15 protein-coding genes are annotated in these 16,932 nt (G+C 68.1%); 6 read left to right on the forward strand and 9 right to left on the reverse strand.

Features of this window, described 5'->3' with window-relative positions; all coding sequences use genetic code 11:
* Positions 1-52 precede the first annotated feature (52 nt).
* Complete coding sequence (locus PARN5_RS0120445; RefSeq protein ID WP_018001635.1) at positions 53-1,564, forward strand: phospholipase D-like domain-containing protein; 1,512 nt, start codon at positions 53-55, stop codon at positions 1,562-1,564.
* Here PARN5_RS0120445 and PARN5_RS0120450 read toward each other — a convergent pair.
* Positions 1,561-2,445, reverse strand: a complete 885-nt coding sequence (locus PARN5_RS0120450) for a LysR substrate-binding domain-containing protein (protein WP_018001636.1) — start codon at positions 2,443-2,445, stop codon at positions 1,561-1,563. The two genes, PARN5_RS0120445 and PARN5_RS0120450, sit on opposite strands and share 4 nt — an antisense overlap.
* A gap of 112 nt (positions 2,446-2,557) precedes the next feature.
* On the opposite strand from PARN5_RS0120450, the gene PARN5_RS0120455 reads away from it, so the two are divergent.
* The 3 genes from PARN5_RS0120455 (at position 2,558) to speB (ending at position 6,270) form a co-directional block, all read left to right on the forward strand.
* Complete coding sequence (locus tag PARN5_RS0120455; RefSeq protein WP_018001637.1) at positions 2,558-3,787, forward strand: aminopeptidase P family protein; 1,230 nt, start codon at positions 2,558-2,560, stop codon at positions 3,785-3,787.
* Positions 3,788-3,919: 132 nt separating this feature from the next.
* Positions 3,920-5,248 carry an MFS transporter gene (locus PARN5_RS0120460; protein ID WP_026155614.1) on the forward strand — a complete coding sequence of 443 codons (1,329 nt, stop codon included), beginning with the start codon at positions 3,920-3,922 and terminating at the stop codon, positions 5,246-5,248.
* Between the two features lie 71 nt (positions 5,249-5,319).
* Positions 5,320-6,270, forward strand: a complete 951-nt coding sequence (gene speB / locus PARN5_RS0120465) for an agmatinase (protein WP_018001639.1) — start codon at positions 5,320-5,322, stop codon at positions 6,268-6,270.
* 2 nt (positions 6,271-6,272) lie between these two features.
* Here speB and PARN5_RS0120470 read toward each other — a convergent pair whose 3' ends face one another.
* The 6 genes from PARN5_RS0120470 to PARN5_RS0120495 all read right to left on the reverse strand — a co-directional run bounded on the left by PARN5_RS0120470 (position 6,273) and on the right by PARN5_RS0120495 (position 12,670).
* Positions 6,273-7,253 (reverse strand): ABC transporter substrate-binding protein, encoded by a 981-nt coding sequence (locus PARN5_RS0120470; RefSeq protein ID WP_026155615.1) that lies wholly within the window; start codon positions 7,251-7,253, stop codon positions 6,273-6,275.
* Positions 7,254-7,311: 58 nt separating this feature from the next.
* A complete protein-coding gene (locus tag PARN5_RS0120475; protein ID WP_018001641.1) occupies positions 7,312-8,160 on the reverse strand; it encodes an ABC transporter permease in 849 nt (282 codons plus the stop codon).
* A complete protein-coding gene (locus PARN5_RS0120480; RefSeq protein ID WP_018001642.1) occupies positions 8,157-9,020 on the reverse strand; it encodes an ABC transporter permease in 864 nt (287 codons plus the stop codon). Before PARN5_RS0120480 ends, PARN5_RS0120475 begins: the two co-directional genes overlap by 4 nt.
* 90 nt (positions 9,021-9,110) lie before the next feature.
* Positions 9,111-9,896 carry an ABC transporter ATP-binding protein gene (locus tag PARN5_RS0120485; RefSeq protein WP_018001643.1) on the reverse strand — a complete coding sequence of 262 codons (786 nt, stop codon included), beginning with the start codon at positions 9,894-9,896 and terminating at the stop codon, positions 9,111-9,113.
* Between the two features lies 1 nt (position 9,897).
* Positions 9,898-11,349 carry a dihydropyrimidinase gene (gene hydA / locus PARN5_RS0120490; RefSeq protein ID WP_018001644.1) on the reverse strand — a complete coding sequence of 484 codons (1,452 nt, stop codon included), beginning with the start codon at positions 11,347-11,349 and terminating at the stop codon, positions 9,898-9,900.
* A gap of 70 nt (positions 11,350-11,419) precedes the next feature.
* Positions 11,420-12,670, reverse strand: a complete 1,251-nt coding sequence (locus PARN5_RS0120495) for a Zn-dependent hydrolase (protein ID WP_018001645.1) — start codon at positions 12,668-12,670, stop codon at positions 11,420-11,422.
* 131 nt (positions 12,671-12,801) lie between these two features.
* Here PARN5_RS0120495 and PARN5_RS0120500 point away from each other — a divergent pair, with 131 nt between their 5' ends.
* Positions 12,802-13,449, forward strand: a complete 648-nt coding sequence (locus PARN5_RS0120500) for a TetR family transcriptional regulator C-terminal domain-containing protein (RefSeq protein WP_018001646.1) — start codon at positions 12,802-12,804, stop codon at positions 13,447-13,449.
* A 15-nt stretch (positions 13,450-13,464) separates the two neighbouring features.
* Positions 13,465-14,076, forward strand: a complete 612-nt coding sequence (locus PARN5_RS0120505) for a TetR family transcriptional regulator C-terminal domain-containing protein (RefSeq protein WP_018001647.1) — start codon at positions 13,465-13,467, stop codon at positions 14,074-14,076.
* Between the two features lie 131 nt (positions 14,077-14,207).
* Here the strand turns inward: PARN5_RS0120505 and preA are convergent, their stop codons facing one another.
* Both preA and PARN5_RS0120515 read right to left on the reverse strand, forming a co-directional pair.
* A complete protein-coding gene (gene preA / locus PARN5_RS0120510) occupies positions 14,208-15,506 on the reverse strand; it encodes an NAD-dependent dihydropyrimidine dehydrogenase subunit PreA (protein ID WP_018001648.1) in 1,299 nt (432 codons plus the stop codon).
* Positions 15,507-15,509: 3 nt separating this feature from the next.
* Entirely contained in the window at positions 15,510-16,847 is a 1,338-nt protein-coding gene (locus PARN5_RS0120515; RefSeq protein ID WP_018001649.1) for an NAD(P)-dependent oxidoreductase, read from the reverse strand.
* Between the last annotated feature and the right edge of the window lie 85 nt (positions 16,848-16,932).

The following is a 16,932-nucleotide window of genomic DNA, read 5'->3' on the forward strand; positions in this document are numbered from 1 at the left end:
GCGCCCGCCTTGGCGGTTCGGCATCACCGATCACGCGAAGGACAGGCAAGACATGCAGGAACTGGAACTCACCCCCGGCCGCAACTGCTGGCGGGTCGCCACGGCGCGCTGCTTTTCGGTCATCGTCGATGGCGCCGATTATTTCCGCGCCCTGCGTGAATCGCTGCTGAAGGCCCGGCGGCTGGTGATCCTGATCGGCTGGGACTTCGACTTCGAGATCGAGATGCTGCCCGGCGAAAGCGACGCCGACGGCGACGCGCCCGACGGGATGCCGAACCAGATCGGCCCCTTCCTCGACGCGCTGGTGGACCGCCGCCCCGGGCTCGACATCTACCTGCTGAAATGGAGCGGCGGGGCGCTGATCGCGCCCGGCGGGCTGTTGCCGGCGGCGCGGATCAAGTTCCTGTCGCCCGAACAGATCCACCTGGCCTTCGACGGCCGCCACCCGATCGGCGCCTGCCACCACCAGAAGATCGTCGCCATCGACGATTCGCTGGCCTTCTGCGGCGGCATCGACGTGACCGACGGACGCTGGGACAGCCGCGACCATACGCCCGGCGACCCCTGCCGCCGGCTGCGCGACGGCGCGGTGGCCCAGCCCTGGCACGACGCCACCACCGTGCTTTCCGGCCCCGCCGCCGCCGCGCTCAGCCGGCTCGGCCGCGCCCGCTGGGCCCGCGCCAACGATGCCGAGATGGACGAGGATTTCCGCCCCGGCGCCGACCTGTGGCCCGACAGCATCCCGGTCGGCTTCCACGACGTGCCCATCGCCATCGCCCGCACCCAGCCGCCGGAATCCGACAAGCCCAGCATCGCCGAGATCGAGCATCTCTATCTGGACAGCATCGCCGCGGCCCGCGATTGCATCTATCTGGAATCGCAGTATTTCGCCGCCGACAGCATCACCCGCGCCATCGCCCGCCGCTTGGCCGAGCCCGGCGGCCCCGAGGTGGTCATCGTCAACCCCCGCGCCGCCCAGGGCATGGTCGAGGACGAGGCGATGCATGTCACCCGCAGCCGGATGATCCGCCAGCTGCGGGCGCTGGACCGGCACGACCGCTTTCGCATCCTCTACCCGGTGAATGCGGCGGGCGAGGACATCTATGTCCATGCCAAGGTCTCGATCGTGGACGACCGGCTCTTGCGCGTCGGCTCCGGCAACATCGACCGCCGCTCGATGGGCTTCGACACCGAATGCGACGTGGCGCTGCTGGCCGAGGAGGCCGCCGACCGCCGCGCCGTGCGCGCGCTGCGCGACGGGCTGATCGCCGAGCACCTGGGCCGCGACCCGGCCGAGGTCGCGCGCCGCATCGATGACACCGGCAGCGTCATCGCCGCCATCCAGCACCTGAACCGCGCCACCGGCCGCCGTCTGCGCCCCATCCGCCCGCGCAAGGAAACCCTGCTCGGCAGCATCCTGGCCGACACCCGCTTCTTCGACCCGCGCTATCGCCGCAGCGCCCAGGCCCGGCTGGGCATCACCTCGCGCCATGTCATGCTGGGCGGGGCGGCGCTGGCGGCCGGGCTGTTCCTGTGGTCCAGGACAAGGCCGCGCCGGGACTAGCCGGCGTCGCGCTCGGCAAAGGCCCAGGCGCGGAACGCCGCCGCATCCTCGGCCAGCGCCGGCGGCAGCGCCTCGGTGCAAAGCAGGTAATAGTCAAACTGGTCCAGCACCGCCTCGGCCGACAGCTGCACCAGCCGGCCCGAGTCGAGATCGTCGCGGATCATCGCCAGCGGGCACAGCGCCACCCCCTGCCCGGCCAGCGCGGCGGCGCGCAGCAGGTTGAAATCCTCGAACAGCGGCCCGGGGTCCTGCGGGTCCAGCCCCGATCCCGCCTGCGCCAGCCATTCCGCCCAGCCCGAGCGGTCGGTGTCGTGCAACAGCCCCGCCGCCTTGATCTCGGCCACCGTCGGCGCCGCGGGCAGCAGCTGCGGGCTGCACACCGGCACGCAGGCCCCCGACAGAAAGGCCAGCGTCTCGACCCCCGGCAGCTGCGGCGCCCGGTCGGCATAGACGAAGGCCAGGTGAGTCGCGCTGAAGTCGATCTCATGCCCGTGCATGGCATAGACCACGCGCAGCGCCACCTCGGGATGGCTTTCGCGGAACCGCGCCAGCCGCGGGATCAGCCAGCAGATCGCGACTGAGGGGATGGCCGCGATCACCAGCACCCGCTCCTGCCGCGCCTGGGCGATGCGGCGGCAGGCGGCGTCGATCTCGGCGAAGGACAGGCTCAGCGTCCGCGCAAGCTCTTGTCCTGCCGGCAGAATTCTCGGCCGCGCGCCGGAACGGTCGAACAGCGGCACCCGCAGGAAATCCTCCAGATGCCGGATCTGGTGGCTGACGGCCGACTGGGTGACGAACAGCGCATCCGCCGCCGCCTTGAAGCTTTTCAACCGCGCCGCCGCCTCGAAGGCCCGCAGCGCATTCAGCGGAGGCAGCGGCATCCCGGCCCCTTCCGGCTTGAGATTTTCTCACAGAAAGCATGAAAAACCGTCTTTTGACAAGACCGGCCCGCAACCCCGATCCTGCTGCCATCCCCAAGGACAGGAGACCCCGATGACCACCCGCGAACGCCTGCAGAACTATGTCGGCAACGGCCGCAAGGCGCAGCCGACCTTCTCGGCCGCCGAGATGCAGCGCCGCCACGATGCCATCCGCGCCCATATGGCCCAGGCCGGCGTCGATGCGGCGCTGTTCACCAGCTACCACAACATCAACTATTACGCCGATTTCCTGTATTGCCAGTTCGGCCGCCGCTACGGCTTCCTGATCGACCACGACCACGCCACCTCGATCAGCGCCGGCATCGACGGCGGCCAGCCCTGGCGCCGCACCTTCGGCAACAACCTGACCTATACCGACTGGCAAAAGGACAATTACTTCCACGCCATCCGCCAGATCGTGGGCGGCGCGAAACGCATCGGTATCGAATTCGACCATGTCAACATCGACCTGCTCGCCCTGCTGAAAGCGGAATTCCCCGGCGTCGAATTCGTCGACATCGCCGCCCCGGCCATGCGGCTGCGCATGGTGAAATCGGCCGAGGAAATCGCCCATATCACCAAGATGACCCGCATCGCCGACATCGGCGGCGCCGCCTGCGTCGAGGCCACCGCCGTCGGCACGCCCGAACACGAGGTCGCGCTGCATTCCACCGCCACCATGGTGCGCGAGATCGCCAAGACCTGGCCCGATGCCGAGCTTCTGGACACCTGGACCTGGTTCCAGTCCGGCATCAACACCGACGGCGCGCACAACCCGGTCACCTCGCGCAAGATCGAGGCCGGCGACATCCTGTCCCTGAACTGCTTCCCGATGGTCGCGGGCTATTACGTCGCGCTGGAGCGCACGCTTTTCGCCGAACATGCCAGCGACGAACACCTGCGGCTGTGGGAAATCAACTGCAAGGTCCATGACCGCGGCAAGGAGCTGCTGGTGCCCGGCGCGAAATGCGCCGACATCGCCGCCGAGCTGAACGAGATCTATGCCGCCGAAAACCTGCTGCAATACCGCAGCTTCGGCTATGGCCACAGCTTCGGCGTGCTCTGCCACTATTACGGCCGCGAGGCCGGGCTGGAGCTGCGCGAGGACTGCGACACCGTGCTGGAACCCGGCATGGTCGTGTCGATGGAGCCGATGATCACCATCCCCGACCACCTGCCCGGCGCCGGCGGCTACCGCGAACACGACATCCTGGTGATCGAGGAGACCGGCAACCGCAACATCACCGGCTTCCCCTACGGCCCCGAACATCTGATCGTCCGGGGCAAGGCCAAGGCAGCCTGATCCAGGGACCGGCGGGGCCAGAAGCTCCGCCGGTCTTCGCTTTTGCCAGCAGGCAAAAGCCGTCCGGCCGACCGGGAAGGTCGCGCCGTCGACGATGATCGTCACCATCATCGGTTCCCATGGGAGGAGACCATGACCGCTATGACCATCCCCGCCGCTGCGGGCCCGAACGGCGTGTCCGACGCCCAGGCAAGCCCGGCCGTCCTGCGCAAGGTTCTGACCGCCAGTTTCATCGGCAATTTCGTCGAATGGTTCGACTATGCCTCCTATGGCTATTTCGCCACCGTGATCGCCGCGGTCTTCTTCCCCGAGATCGCGCCGCAGGCCGCGCTGCTCGCGACCTTCGCGGTCTTCGCGATCTCCTTCGTCATCCGCCCGATCGGCGGCATCGTCTGGGGCAGCATTGGCGACCGCATCGGCCGCAAGACCGCGCTCTCCTGGTCGATCCTCATCATGTCCGGGGCAACGACCGTCATCGCGCTTTTGCCGTCCTATCACCAGATCGGCATGCTGGCGCCGGTGCTGCTGCTGATCGTGCGCATGGTGCAGGGCTTTTCCGCCTCGGGCGAATATGCCGGGGCGACCTCGTTCCTGGCCGAATATGCACCGCCCGCGAAACGCGGCTTCTACACCAGCATGGTTCCCGCCAGCACGGCCGCCGGGCTGCTGGCCGGATCGCTGATGTCGGCGCTGTTGTTTTCGCAGCTCGAGACCGCGCAGCTGCATGGCTGGGGCTGGCGGCTGCCGTTCCTGCTGGCCTTCCCGCTGGGCCTGGTCGGGCTCTATATCCGGCTGAAGCTCGAGGACACGCCGAAGTTCCGCGAGCTGGAAGCGAAACACCATGTCGAAACGACGCCGGTCAAGGAACTCTTCACCACCTATCGCAGGCCGATCATCCGCGCCTTTGCCGTCACCTGCCTGAACGCCGTCGGCTTCTATCTGATCCTCAGCTACATGCCGACCTATCTCATCACCGAGATGGGCATGGAGGAAAGCGCCTCGTTCCTGGCCAACAGCATCGCGCTCTTTGCCTATATCTTCCTGATCTTCCTGATGGGCATCCTGTCGGACCGCTTCGGGCGCAAGACGGCGCTGATCGCGGCCTCGGTGCTGTTCATCGTCCTGACCGTGCCGCTGTTCGGCATGCTGGATGGCGCCAGCTTCGCGATGATCGTGCTGATCCAGGTGATTTTCGGCGCGCTGCTGACCGTCAACGACGGCACGCTGCCCTGCTTCCTGACCGAGATCTTTCCGACCCGGGTGCGCTATTCCGGCTTTGCCTTCAGCTTCAACACCGCCAATGCGCTGTTCGGCGGCACGGCGCCCTTCGTCGCCACCTGGCTGATCGCGGCCACCGGCAGCAAGACCGCCCCGGCCTGGTATCTGGTCGCAGCCGCCGTCGTGGCGCTGGTCGCCATGCTGGCCGCGCGCGAGACCGCCGGCAAGCCGCTGCGCGACTGACGCACCACGGACGCTTGCCCCGACGCGGGCAGGCGTCCTAGGCTGGGCCGGCAGCCACAGCCGAGGCCCCCATGCCCTTCCACGAACCCGTCGATGCCGCCCTTGTCCCGCGTTTCGCGGGACATGCGACCTTCATGCGCCTGCCCGCGCTCAGCGACCCGACCGGGCTCGACGTGGCGATCCTCGGCATCCCCTGGGACGGCGGCACCACCAACCGCCCCGGCGCCCGCCACGGCCCGCGCGAGGTGCGCAACCAGTCCAGCCTGATGCGCCGCGTGCATCACGTCAGCGGCACCGCGCCCTATGAGCGGCTGCGGGTGGCCGACCTGGGCGACCTGGCCGTGCAGCCCATCGACCTGATGGCGGCGCTGGCGCAGATCGAATCCGGCATCGCGGCGGTCTGCGCGGCCGGAGCCCGCCCGCTCTCGGTCGGCGGCGACCACCTGACCACGCTGCCGGTGCTGCGCGCCATCCACAAGGCCGCCCCCACGCGCGGCCCGCTGGGGCTGGTGCAGTTCGACGCCCATTCCGACACCAACGACAGCTATTTCGGCGGCAACCGCTATACCCACGGCACCCCCTTCCGCCGCGCGATCGAGGAAGGCATCCTCGACCCCCGCCGCATGGTGCAGATCGGCATCCGCGGCTCGGTCTATGCCGCGGACGAACACCAATGGGCGCAGGACCAGGGCATCCGCATCATCTATATCGAGGAATTCGCCCGCCGCGGCGCCGACCAGATCAGTGCCGAGATCCGCATGCTGATGGGCGATGCGCCCTGCTACGTCACCTTCGACATCGACAGCATCGACCCCGCCATGGCCCCCGGCACCGGCACGCCCGAGATCGGCGGGTTGACCACGCGCGAGGCGCAGGCGCTGGTGCGCGGCCTCTCCGGGCTCAACATCCTCGGCGCCGACGTGGTCGAGGTCTCGCCGCCCTTCGACGTCGGCGGCATCACCGCGCTGACCGGCGCGACGATGCTGTTCGAGCTGCTCTGCGTGCTGGCCGAGACCCGCTAGCCTTACTGCAAGGCCTTGTCGGTGATCTCCAGCGTATAGGCCCCCTCGGGCGCCTTCGAGATCACCGGGTCCGAGCCGCCGCCCAGCAGCACCTTGACCGTGCGGTCGTAATCCGCCGGATCCAGCGCGCCGTTGGAGCCGGCCGTCAGCTTGGCGATCTCGCCCATCATGCGGGCCTGCACCTCCAGCGTCTGCGCGCCGGTCTCGTCATTGTCGATGACGATCTGCGCCGCCTCGTCGGGATGCGCCTCGGCATATTTCCAGCCCTTCATCGAGGCGCGGACGAATTTCTCCATCTTCGCGACGAATTCGGGATCCTTCAGCTTGTCCTCCATGACGTAAAGCCCGTCCTCCAGCGTGGCGACACCCTCGTCCTCGTATTTGAAGGTCACCAGATCCTCGGGCTTCAGCCCGGCATCGATCACCTGCCAATATTCGTTATAGGTCATGGTCGAAATGCAGGCCGCCTGCTTTTGCAGCAGCGGATCGACGTTGAAGCCCTGCTTCAGTACCGTCACCCCCTCGGGCGAGCCGTCGGTCGGGATCTTCAGCGTCGCCATCCAGCTGAGGAACGGATATTCGTTGCCGCCGAACCAGACCCCCAGCGTCTTGCCGCGGAAATCCTCGGGGCCGGTGATGCCGCTTTCCTTCAGGCAGGTCAGCATCATCCCCGAGCTCTTGAACGGCTGGGCGATATTGACCAGCGCCAGCCCCTTTTCCCGCGCGGCCAGCGCCGACGGCATCCAGTCCACCGTCACGTCGGCGCCGCCTCCGGCCATGACCTGGGTGGGCGAGATGTCGGGCCCGCCGGGCATGACGTCGACCTCCAGCCCCTCCTCCTCATAGAAACCCTTGTCCTTGGCGACGTAATAGCCGGCGAACTGGGCCTGCGTGACCCATTTCAGCTGCAGCTTCACCTCTTCCGCCTGTGCCGCCCCCACCGCGAGGGCTGCCAGAGCGGCTCCGATCAGAAATCTGTTCATTCCCGTCTCCACTGTTGGTTGCCGGTTTTGTCCGGACTGGTTGAAATGCCGGTTGAAATCATCGCCCCCGCTGCGAAGGGTGCCAGAAGGTGACCGCCTTTTCGGCCAGCGTCATCAGGCCGAAGAAGCCGCTGCCGGCCAGCGCCGCCACCGCGATCTCGGCCCAGACCAGCGGCAGGTCCAGCTGCCCCACGGCGGTCGCGATGCGGAAGCCCATGCCCCGCGTGGGCGAGCCGAAGAACTCGGCCACGATGGCGCCGATCAGCGCCAAGGTGGTGGCGATCTTCAAGCCGTTGAACAGGAACGGCATGGCGGCCGGCAGGCGCAGCTTCAACAGCGTGTCGCGATAGCTCGCGGAATAGGTCCGCATCAGGTCGCGTTGCAGCGGATCGGTGGCCGCCAGCCCCGCGACCATGTTCACCAGCACCGGGAAGAACACCATGACCACGACCACGGCGGCCTTGGACTGCCAGTCGAAGCCGAACCACATCACCAGGATCGGCGCGATGCCGACGATGGGCAGCGCGGCGACGAAATTGCCGACCGGCAGCAGCCCCCTTTGCAGGAAGGGAAAGCGGTCCACCGCGATGGCGGTCAGCACGGCGGCGCCGCAGCCGATGACATAGCCCGACAGCGCCCCCTTCAGGATGGTCTGGCTGAAATCGCCCCAAAGCAGCGGCAGGCTGCCGGCAAGGCGCGCCGCGATGTCGGTCGGCGCCGGCAGGATCACCGGGCTGACCGCCAGCCCGCGCACCAGCCCCTGCCACAGCACCAGCAGCGTGACGCCGAAGAGCGTCGGCACAAAGACCCGCGCCCATCGCGCCGCGCCATGCCGGTTCGCGACCTGCACGTTCAGCGCCATGGCCGCGATCCAGAAGCCGATGGCGGCCCAGCCCTGCCAGCTCATCGCGAAAACCCCATGCGGCTCAACGTCACCCGCTCGACCGCGCCGATCAGCATGACCAGCACCGCGGCCAGGATGGCGGCGGCGAACAGCGCCGCCCAGATCTGCACGGTCTGGCCGTAATAGCTGCCCGACAGCAGCCGCGCGCCCAGCCCCGCCGTCGCCCCCGCCGGCAGTTCCGCGACGATGGTCCCGACCAGCGCCGCCGCGATCCCGACCTTCAGCGAGGCGAACAGATAGGGCACCGAGGACGGCAGCCGCAGCATCCGCAAGGTCTGCCCCTGCGAGGCACTATAGGTCCGCAGCAGGTCCAGCTGCATCCCGTCCGGCGCCCGCAAGCCCTTGACCATGCCGACCAGCACCGGGAAGAAGCTCAGATAGGCGGCGATCAGCGCCTTGGGCAGCAAGCCCTTGATCCCGAGCGAGGCCAGCACCACGATCACCATCGGCGCGATCGCCAGGATCGGGATGGTCTGCGAGGCGATGGCCCAGGGCATCACGCTCATGTCCATCGCCCGGCTGTGCACGATGCCGATGGCCAGCAAAAGCCCCGCCGCCGTCCCCAGCGCGAACCCGGCCAGCGTCGCCGACAGCGTCACCCCGGCATGCCAGATCAGGCTGCGCTTCGAGGTGATCTTCTGCCCGGCCACGCCGTCCCACAGCCCCTTGGCGACCTGATGCGGCGCCGGCAGCACCGGCCGGTCCTGCACCATGGTCTCGCGCAGCATCTGGCCGAAGCCGATCTCGCTGCCCGCCCGCGCCGCCTGGTCCAGCACCCAGGCCCGGTTCAGCATGACTGCCGCAGCGTACCAGATCACCAGGATCGCCAGCAGCACGGTCAGGACCGGCAGGACGCGGCTCATGTCGCAATCCTTCCGCGAACGGCGCCAAACGGTGCATCCCCGGTGTACGCGCGGTGTACGCCCCGTGCATCTCCGGTGCGGACCGCAGCCTCAATCATGGCCGTGTCCCTCGTGCAAACCCTCGCGCACCTCATGGGCGATGCGGATGAACTCGGGTGTGTCGCGAATATCCAATGGCCGGACCCGCGGCAGCGGGCTTTCGATCACCTTGGTGATGCGCCCCGGGCGCGGCGACATGACCACGATCCGGGTGGACAGGTAAACCGCCTCGGGGATGGAATGGGTGACGAAGGCGATGGTCTTGCCGGTCCGCTGCCACAGCCGCAACAGCTCCTCGTTCAGCCGGTCGCGCACGATCTCGTCCAGCGCGCCGAAGGGCTCGTCCATCAGCAGGATCTCGGCGTCGAAGGCCAGCGCGCGGGCGATGCTGGCGCGCTGCTGCATGCCGCCCGACAGCTGCCAGGGGAACTTGCGGCCGAACTGCCCGAGCTCCACCAGATCCAGCACCGCCTGGACCCGTGTCGCCTGCTCCGCCTTGGGATAGCCCATGATCTCCAGCGGCAGGCGGATGTTCCCGGCGATGGTGCGCCAGGGATAAAGTCCAGCCGCCTGAAAGACATAGCCGTAGCTCCTGGCCCGCCGCGCCGCATCGGCCGTCATGCCGCGCACGGTCAGGCTGCCGCCCGTCGGCGTCTCCAGCGCGGCGATGCAGCGCAGAAGCGTGGTCTTGCCGCAGCCCGAGGGGCCGATGAAGCTGACGAAATCGCCGGGCGCCACGGTCAGGTCCACGTCCTTCAGCGCATGGACCGGGCCGTCGTCGGTGGGAAAGGTCAGGTTCAGGTGCCGGGCCTCGATGACCGCCGGTGCCGCCTCCACCTCACACCCCGCTGGCCGGAATGCCGGCGCGCGACACCGGCCTGGGCTCGCTCAGCGCCTTCCAGGTCGACAGCGCCCGGCCGACCGCGCCCCGGGGCTCGCGCGCCACGAACTGGCCATGGCCCTCATGCGTATCGACCTTGCCCTCGGTCACCGCGACCACGCCGCGGGTCAGGGTAAAGCGCGGCAGCCCCACCACCTCGCGCCCCTCGAAGACATTGTAATCAATGGCGGATTGTTGCCCCGCGGCGGTGATGGTCTTTTTCGCCTCCGGATCCCAGACCACCAGATCGGCATCGGCGCCGACCAGCACCGCGCCCTTCCTGGGATAGATGTCCAGGATCTTGGCGATATTGGTCGAGGTCACCGCCACGAACTCGTTCGGCGTCAGCCGCCCGGTCCTGACACCCATGGTCCACAGCATCGGCATCCGCTCCTCAAGCCCGCCGGTGCCGTTCGGGATCTTGGTGAAATCGCCGATGCCAAAGCGTTTCTGCGCGGTGGTAAAGGCGCAATGATCCGTCGCCACGCAGCTCAGGCTGCCCGAGGCCAGCCCGGCCCACAGGCTGTCCTGGTGCCGCTTGTCGCGGAACGGCGGCGACATCACCCGCCGCGCCGCATGGTCCCAATCCGGGTTGGCATATTCGCTCTCGTCCAGCACCAGATGCTGGATCAGCGGCTCGCCCCAGACCCGCTTGCCCAAGCTCCGCGCCCGCCGGATCGCCTCATGGCTTTCCTCGCAGGAGGTATGCACGACATAAAGCGGCACCCCGGCCATGTCGGCGATCATGATGGCGCGGTTGGTCGCCTCGCCCTCGACCTGGCTCGGTCGGGAATAGGCATGCGCCTCGGGCCCGGTGTTGCCCTCGGCCAGCAGCCTGGCCGACATGCTGGCGACGATATCGCCGTTCTCGGCATGGACCAGCGGGATCGCTCCCAGCTCGGCGCAGCGCCGGAAACTGGCGAACAGCTCCTCGTCATTCACCATCAGGCTGCCCTTGTAGGCCATGAAATGCTTGAAGGTATTGATGCCGCGCCCGGTCACGGCCTGCATCTCGTCAAAGACCTGCTCGCCCCACCAGGTGACCGCCATGTGAAAGGAATAATCGCAGCAGGCCCGCCCGGCCTTGTTGTCCCATTTCTTCAAGGCATCCAGCAGCCCCTCGCCCGGGGCGGGCAGGGCGAAATCCACCACCATCGTGGTGCCGCCGGCCAGCGCCCCCCGCGTCCCGCTCTCGAAATCATCGCTGGAATAGGTGCCCATGAAGGGCATCTCCAGATGCGTATGCGGGTCGATCCCGCCCGGCATGACATGGCAGCCCGTCGCATCCAGCACCGTATCGCCCGCCAGCCCCTGGCCAATCTCGACGATCCGCCCGCCCTCGATCAGCACATCCGCCGGATAGCTCAGATCCGCCGTGACGATGGTGCCGCCCTTGATGACCGTGCTCATGCCTCAGCCCTTCTCCGTTTTCCAAATACCCCGGGGGTCCGGGGGCAGAGCCCCCGGCCCGGCCGCACCATCACGCGACCACCTCGGCCGTCTCCAGCACCGCATGCAGCAGCACGTCGGCCCCGGCGGCGGCCCATTCCGGGCTGATCTCCTCGGCCTCGTTATGCGAAAGCCCGCCGACGCAGGGGCACATGACCATGGTCGCCGGCGCGACCTTCGCCGCCCAGCAGGCATCATGCCCCGCGCCCGAGATGATGTCGCAATGATCCAGTCCCAGCCGCTCGGCCGCCTCGCGCACCCGCCCGACCAGCACCGGGTCGAAGGTCACCGGGTCGAAATGCCCCACCGCCTCGACCGAACAACCCACTGACAACGCATCACAAATCTCCTGCGCGCGCGTCTCGATCTCGGCCCGCATCCCGTCCAGCTTGGCCTGGTCGGGGCTGCGGATGTCGACCGTGAAGACCACCGTCCCCGGCAGCACGTTGCGCGAATTCGGGCTGAACTTCACCTGCCCGACGCCGCCCACGGCGCCAGGCTGGGCGGCCATCGCAACCTCTTGAACCATCTCGAAAATCCGCGCCATGGCCAGCCCGGCATTCACCCGCATCTCCATGGGCGTCGAGCCGGTATGCGCCTCGCGCCCGGTCAGGGTGAATTCCAGCCACCACAGCCCCTGGCAATGCGTCACCACGCCGATGGTCTTCTGCTCGGCCTCCAGGATCGGGCCCTGCTCGATGTGATATTCGAAATAGGCATGCATCTTGCGGGCGCCGACCTCTTCCTCGCCCAGCCAGCCGATGCGCTTCAGCTCGTCGCCGAAGCGCAGGCCCTGTTGATCCTCGCGGGCATAGGCATAGTCCAGGTCCAGCACCCCGGCGAAGACGCCCGAGGCCAGCATGGCCGGCGCGAAACGCGCGCCCTCCTCATTGGTCCAGTTCGTCACCACGATGGGATGCCGGGTGCGGATGCCAAGGTCGTTCATCGTCCGCACCAGCTCCAGCCCGGCCAGCACGCCCAGCACGCCGTCGTATTTGCCGCCGGTCGGCTGGGTATCGAGATGCGAGCCGACATAGACCGGCAGCGCGTCCGGGTCCTCGCCCGGCCGGGTGGCGAACATGGTGCCCATGCGGTCCACGCCCAGGCTCAGCCCGGCCTCCTCGCACCAGCGCTGGAACAGGGCGCGACCCTCGGCATCGGCGTCGGTCAGGGTCTGGCGGTTGTTGCCGCCGGCCACGCCGGGACCGATCCTGGCCATCTGCATCAGGCTGTCCCACAGCCGCGCGGAATCGATGCGGAGATTCTCTCCGGGTGCTGGCATGTGCTTGATCTCCCTGTCGGCTTCGGGGCTTCGGCCCTCTTGCGACGAATCCTTTTCTGACCGTATGGTCAGATTGCAGGAGGCCACGTTCTGACCATTCGGTCAACAAAAATTCAGCCGCAGAGGCCCGGATGAGCGCCAGTTCCGATGCAGAAGGCCCAAGAATCGGGCGGCGCGAGGCAAACCGCCGCGCCACCGAGGAGGCGATCCTGAACGCGGCCGAGACGGTCTTTGCCGAGGCCGGTTTCGGCGGCGCTACCATGCAGCTGATCGCCGATCTGGCCGGGCTACCGAAAGCCAACCTGCACTATTATTTCGCCAGCAAGGAAGAGCTTTACCGCCGCGTGGTCGAGCGCATCTTCCAGATCTGGCTCGAGGCCGCGCGCGCCATGGACGACGCCCCGGGCCCCGCCGAGGGCATCGCTGCCTATATCGACGCCAAGATGGAGATTTCGCGCCGGCATCCGAACGGCTCGAAGGTCTGGGCCAGCGAGGTGATGCATGGCGCGCCGGTGATCCAGGACTATCTGGAAACCACGCTGCGCGACTGGACCGCCGGGCGGGCCGCGGTGATCCAGGGCTGGATCGACGCCGGCAAGATGGCGCCGACCGATCCGCAGCACCTGCTTTACATGCTCTGGGCCGCGACGCAGCATTACGCCGATTTCGGCCACCAGATCGAGGTGCTGAACGGCGGGCCGCTGCGCGATGCGGACTGGCGCGCGGCGCGGGAATCGGTCAAACGGGTCATCCTGCGCGGCATCGGCGTGGCGGTCTGACGGGAAAGGGCGACATTGGACGACGGCAATCCGGCACGGACGCGCATCCAGCGCCGCAACCGCAAGGCCATCCTGGAGGCCGCGCTGGAGGTGTTTTCCGCCCAGGGCTTTCGCGGCGCGACGCTGGACCAGATCGCCACCGAGGCCGGGCTGTCGAAGCCGAACCTGCTGTATTACTTCGCCTCGAAGGAGGCGATCCATGCCGAGCTGCTGGCCGGCCTGCTGGATGTCTGGCTGGCGCCGCTGCGCGAGCTGGACCCGGCCGGCGCGCCGGAGGCCGAGATCCTGCGCTATGTCCGCCGCAAGCTGGAGATGAGCCGGGAGATGCCGCGCGAAAGCCGGCTGTTCGCCAATGAGATGCTGCAGGGCGCGCCGCGCCTGGCCGAGGCGCTGCCCGGGCTGAAGGCGCTGGTCGATGAAAAGGCCGGCGTCATCCGCGCCTGGAGCGCGGCGGGAAGGCTGGCGCCGGTCGATCCGCATCACCTGATCTTCGCCATCTGGGCCCTGACCCAGCATTACGCCGATTTCGAGGTGCAGGTGCGCGCCGTGCTGGGCCCCGGCCACGATCCCTATGACGAGGCCGGGGCATTCCTGGACATGCTGTTCGCGCGGCTGCTTCGGGTCTGACGCGCGGCAGCCGGGGGTTTCACACCCCCGGACCCGCTCGATACCGGGGGTTTCACACCCCCGACCCGCTCGATACCGGGGGTTTCACACCCCCGGACCCCCGTGGGGTATTTCTGAAACGGAGAAGGCGATCATTCGGCGGCGCGGCTCATCGGGTTGTTGGGATGCGTGGTCCAGTTGGCATAGCTTGCGACCGGGCGGCCGGTGCGCGGGTCGGTGGCGCCCTGCGGCAGTTCCTTCATGGTGATGCAATCGACCGGGCAGACATCGACGCAGAGGTTGCAGGCGACGCATTCCTCGTCCTTGACGACATAGGTGCGGTTCGCATCGACGCCGATGGCCTGGTGCGAGGTGTCCTCGCAGGTGGCGTAGCAGCGGCCGCATTTGATGCAGGCGCCCTGGTCGATCACCGCCTTGGTGGTGTAGTTCAGGTTCAGATATTGCCAGTCGGTGACCTTGGGGACGGCGCGGCCGACCAGATCCGCGACCGAGGTGAAGCCCTTGTGGTCCATGTAGTCCGACAGGCCCGAGATCATCTCCTGCACCACCTTGAAGCCATAGGTCATGGCCGCGGTGCAGACCTGGACCGAGCCGGCGCCGAGCGCCATGAACTCGGCCGCGTCGCGCCAGGTGGTGACGCCGCCGATGCCAGAGATCGGCAGGCCCTGGGTGGCCGGGTTGCGGGCGATTTCCGCCACCATGTTCAGCGCGATGGGCTTCACCGCCGGGCCGCAATAGCCGCCATGCGTGCCCATGCCGTCGATCATCGGCTCGGGGCAGAAGGCGTCGAGGTTGACCGAGGTGATCGAGTTGATGGTGTTGATCAGGCTGACCGCGTCGGCGCCGCCGCGTCTCGCCGCCTCGGCGGGTTTCCGGACGTCGGTGATGTTCGGGGTCAGCTTGACGATGCAGGGCATGTGGGAGTGGGTCTTGACCCAGCGCGTGACCATCTCGATGTATTCCGGCACCTGGCCCACGGCCGAGCCCATGCCGCGTTCGGCCATGCCATGCGGGCAGCCGAAGTTCAGCTCGACCCCGTCGGCGCCGGTGTCCTCGATCCGGTGCAGGATGTCGCGCCACGATTCTTCGTCGCAGGGCACCATCAGGCTGATGACCAGCGCGCGGTCGGGGTAGTCGCGCTTGACCGACTTGATCTCGCGCAGGTTCACGTCCAGCGGGCGGTCGGTGATCAGCTCGATGTTGTTCAACCCCATGACGCGGCGGTCGGGGCCGTGGATGACGCCGTAGCGCGGGCCGTTCACGTTGACGATCGGCGGGCCTTCGGCGCCGAGCGTCTTCCAGACCACGCCGCCCCAGCCCGCCTCATAGGCGCGGCGGACGTTGTATTCCTTGTCCGTGGGCGGGGCCGAGGCCAGCCAGAACGGGTTCGGCGACTTGATGCCGATGAAGTCGGTCGCGAGGTTCGCCATGGCTCAGGCCCCCATCAGGAAATTGTGGATGTCCTCGGCAGCGTCGCGGCCCTGGGCCACCGCCGTCACGGTCAGGTCGTCGCCGCCAAGCGCGCAGTCGCCCCCGGCCCAGACCCCTGCGGCCGAGGTGCGGCCCTGGGCATCGGTGCGGATCTTGCCGCCGTCCAGCGCGATCTCGGCCGGCATCGCGCCCAGCGTCTGGCCGATGGCCTTGAAGACCTGGTCGGCCGGCAGGCGGAAGGTCTGGTCGGTCAGCTCCAGCCCCTGCGCGCCGCGGCGGGTATAGGCGAATTCGACCTCGCGCACCGCGCCATTGCCATGGATCGCCACCGGGGCGGCGTTCTCGATGATGCGCACGCCATTGGCCAGGGCGTGCTCCTGTTCGTGGGCCGAGGCCGGCATCTCGGCCCGCGCGCGGCGATAGACGATCGAGACGTTCAGCGCCCCCAGGAGCCGCGCCTGCACCGCGGCATCGACCGCGGTCATGCCGCCGCCGATCACCACCACGTCGCGGCCGATGGGCAGCGCCGCGAGGTCGCGGGCCTGGCGCAGTTCGGCAATGAAGCCGGTGGCGGGCTCGATGCCGCGCTTGTCCTCGCCGGCGAGGCGCAGGGCGTTCACGCCGGAAAGCCCCATGCCCAGGAAGACCGCGTCGTAATCGCCGCTCAGCTCCGCGAGCCCGCCGTCGCGGCCCAGCTGCCAGTCGTCGATCAGGCGGATCCCGCCGATCTGCATCAGCCAGGCCACCTCGCGCGCGGCGAAACCGTCCACCGCCTTGTAGGAGGCGATGCCGTATTCGTTCAGCCCGCCGGGCTTGGCCCGCGCCTCGTGCAGCACCACGTCATGGCCGTGCATCGCCAGCCGGTGCGCGCAGGCCAGGCCCGCGGGCCCGGCGCCGACCACGGCCACCGTCTTGCCGGTCGCGGCGGCGCGCAGGAAGGGATGGCTTTGCCGCGCCATGATCGTGTCGGTCGCGTGGCGTTGCAGCGCGCCGATCTCGACCGGCTTGCCCTCGGCGGTCTGGCGCACGCAGGAGCCTTCGCACAGGTTCTCGGTCGGGCAGACGCGGGCGCACATGCCGCCCAGGATGTTCTGCGACAGGATCGTCAGCGCCGCCGCCTCGGGCGTGCCGGTCGCGATCTGGCGGATGAACAGCGGGATGTCGATCGAGGTCGGGCAGGCCTGGGTGCAGGGCGCGTCGTGGCAGAAATAGCAGCGGTCCGATTCCACCCGGGCCTGATGCGCATCCAGCGGCGGCGCCACGTCGCTGAAATTGGTGCAATAGCTGTCATGCGACAGCCGGCCGGGCACCACCCCCGGCGTGAACTGGCTGTTGGTCACGATGGACCTCCCTGGCTTGTTATTGCCTGCGAGCGTCTCACAGGCTGATTTTTTATCAAGTGGTAAAATTCGGAACCGCCGCCGC

Source organism: Paracoccus sp. N5, assembly GCF_000371965.1.
Taxonomy (GTDB): domain Bacteria; phylum Pseudomonadota; class Alphaproteobacteria; order Rhodobacterales; family Rhodobacteraceae; genus Paracoccus.

What these genes read in the sequence shown, in the direction of transcription:
- PARN5_RS0120445 (WP_018001635.1), top strand. Translation starts at nt 53, where the DNA reads ATGCAGGAACTGGAACTCACCCCCGGCCGCAACTGCTGGCGGGTCGCC.
- PARN5_RS0120450 (WP_018001636.1), bottom strand. Translation starts at nt 2,445, where the DNA reads ATGCCGCTGCCTCCGCTGAATGCGCTGCGGGCCTTCGAGGCGGCGGCG.
- PARN5_RS0120455 (WP_018001637.1), top strand. Translation starts at nt 2,558, where the DNA reads ATGACCACCCGCGAACGCCTGCAGAACTATGTCGGCAACGGCCGCAAG.
- PARN5_RS0120460 (WP_026155614.1), top strand. Translation starts at nt 3,920, where the DNA reads ATGACCGCTATGACCATCCCCGCCGCTGCGGGCCCGAACGGCGTGTCC.
- speB (WP_018001639.1), top strand. Translation starts at nt 5,320, where the DNA reads ATGCCCTTCCACGAACCCGTCGATGCCGCCCTTGTCCCGCGTTTCGCG.
- PARN5_RS0120470 (WP_026155615.1), bottom strand. Translation starts at nt 7,253, where the DNA reads ATGAACAGATTTCTGATCGGAGCCGCTCTGGCAGCCCTCGCGGTGGGG.
- PARN5_RS0120475 (WP_018001641.1), bottom strand. Translation starts at nt 8,160, where the DNA reads ATGAGCTGGCAGGGCTGGGCCGCCATCGGCTTCTGGATCGCGGCCATG.
- PARN5_RS0120480 (WP_018001642.1), bottom strand. Translation starts at nt 9,020, where the DNA reads ATGAGCCGCGTCCTGCCGGTCCTGACCGTGCTGCTGGCGATCCTGGTG.
- hydA (WP_018001644.1), bottom strand. Translation starts at nt 11,349, where the DNA reads ATGAGCACGGTCATCAAGGGCGGCACCATCGTCACGGCGGATCTGAGC.
- PARN5_RS0120495 (WP_018001645.1), bottom strand. Translation starts at nt 12,670, where the DNA reads ATGCCAGCACCCGGAGAGAATCTCCGCATCGATTCCGCGCGGCTGTGG.
- PARN5_RS0120500 (WP_018001646.1), top strand. Translation starts at nt 12,802, where the DNA reads ATGAGCGCCAGTTCCGATGCAGAAGGCCCAAGAATCGGGCGGCGCGAG.
- preA (WP_018001648.1), bottom strand. Translation starts at nt 15,506, where the DNA reads ATGGCGAACCTCGCGACCGACTTCATCGGCATCAAGTCGCCGAACCCG.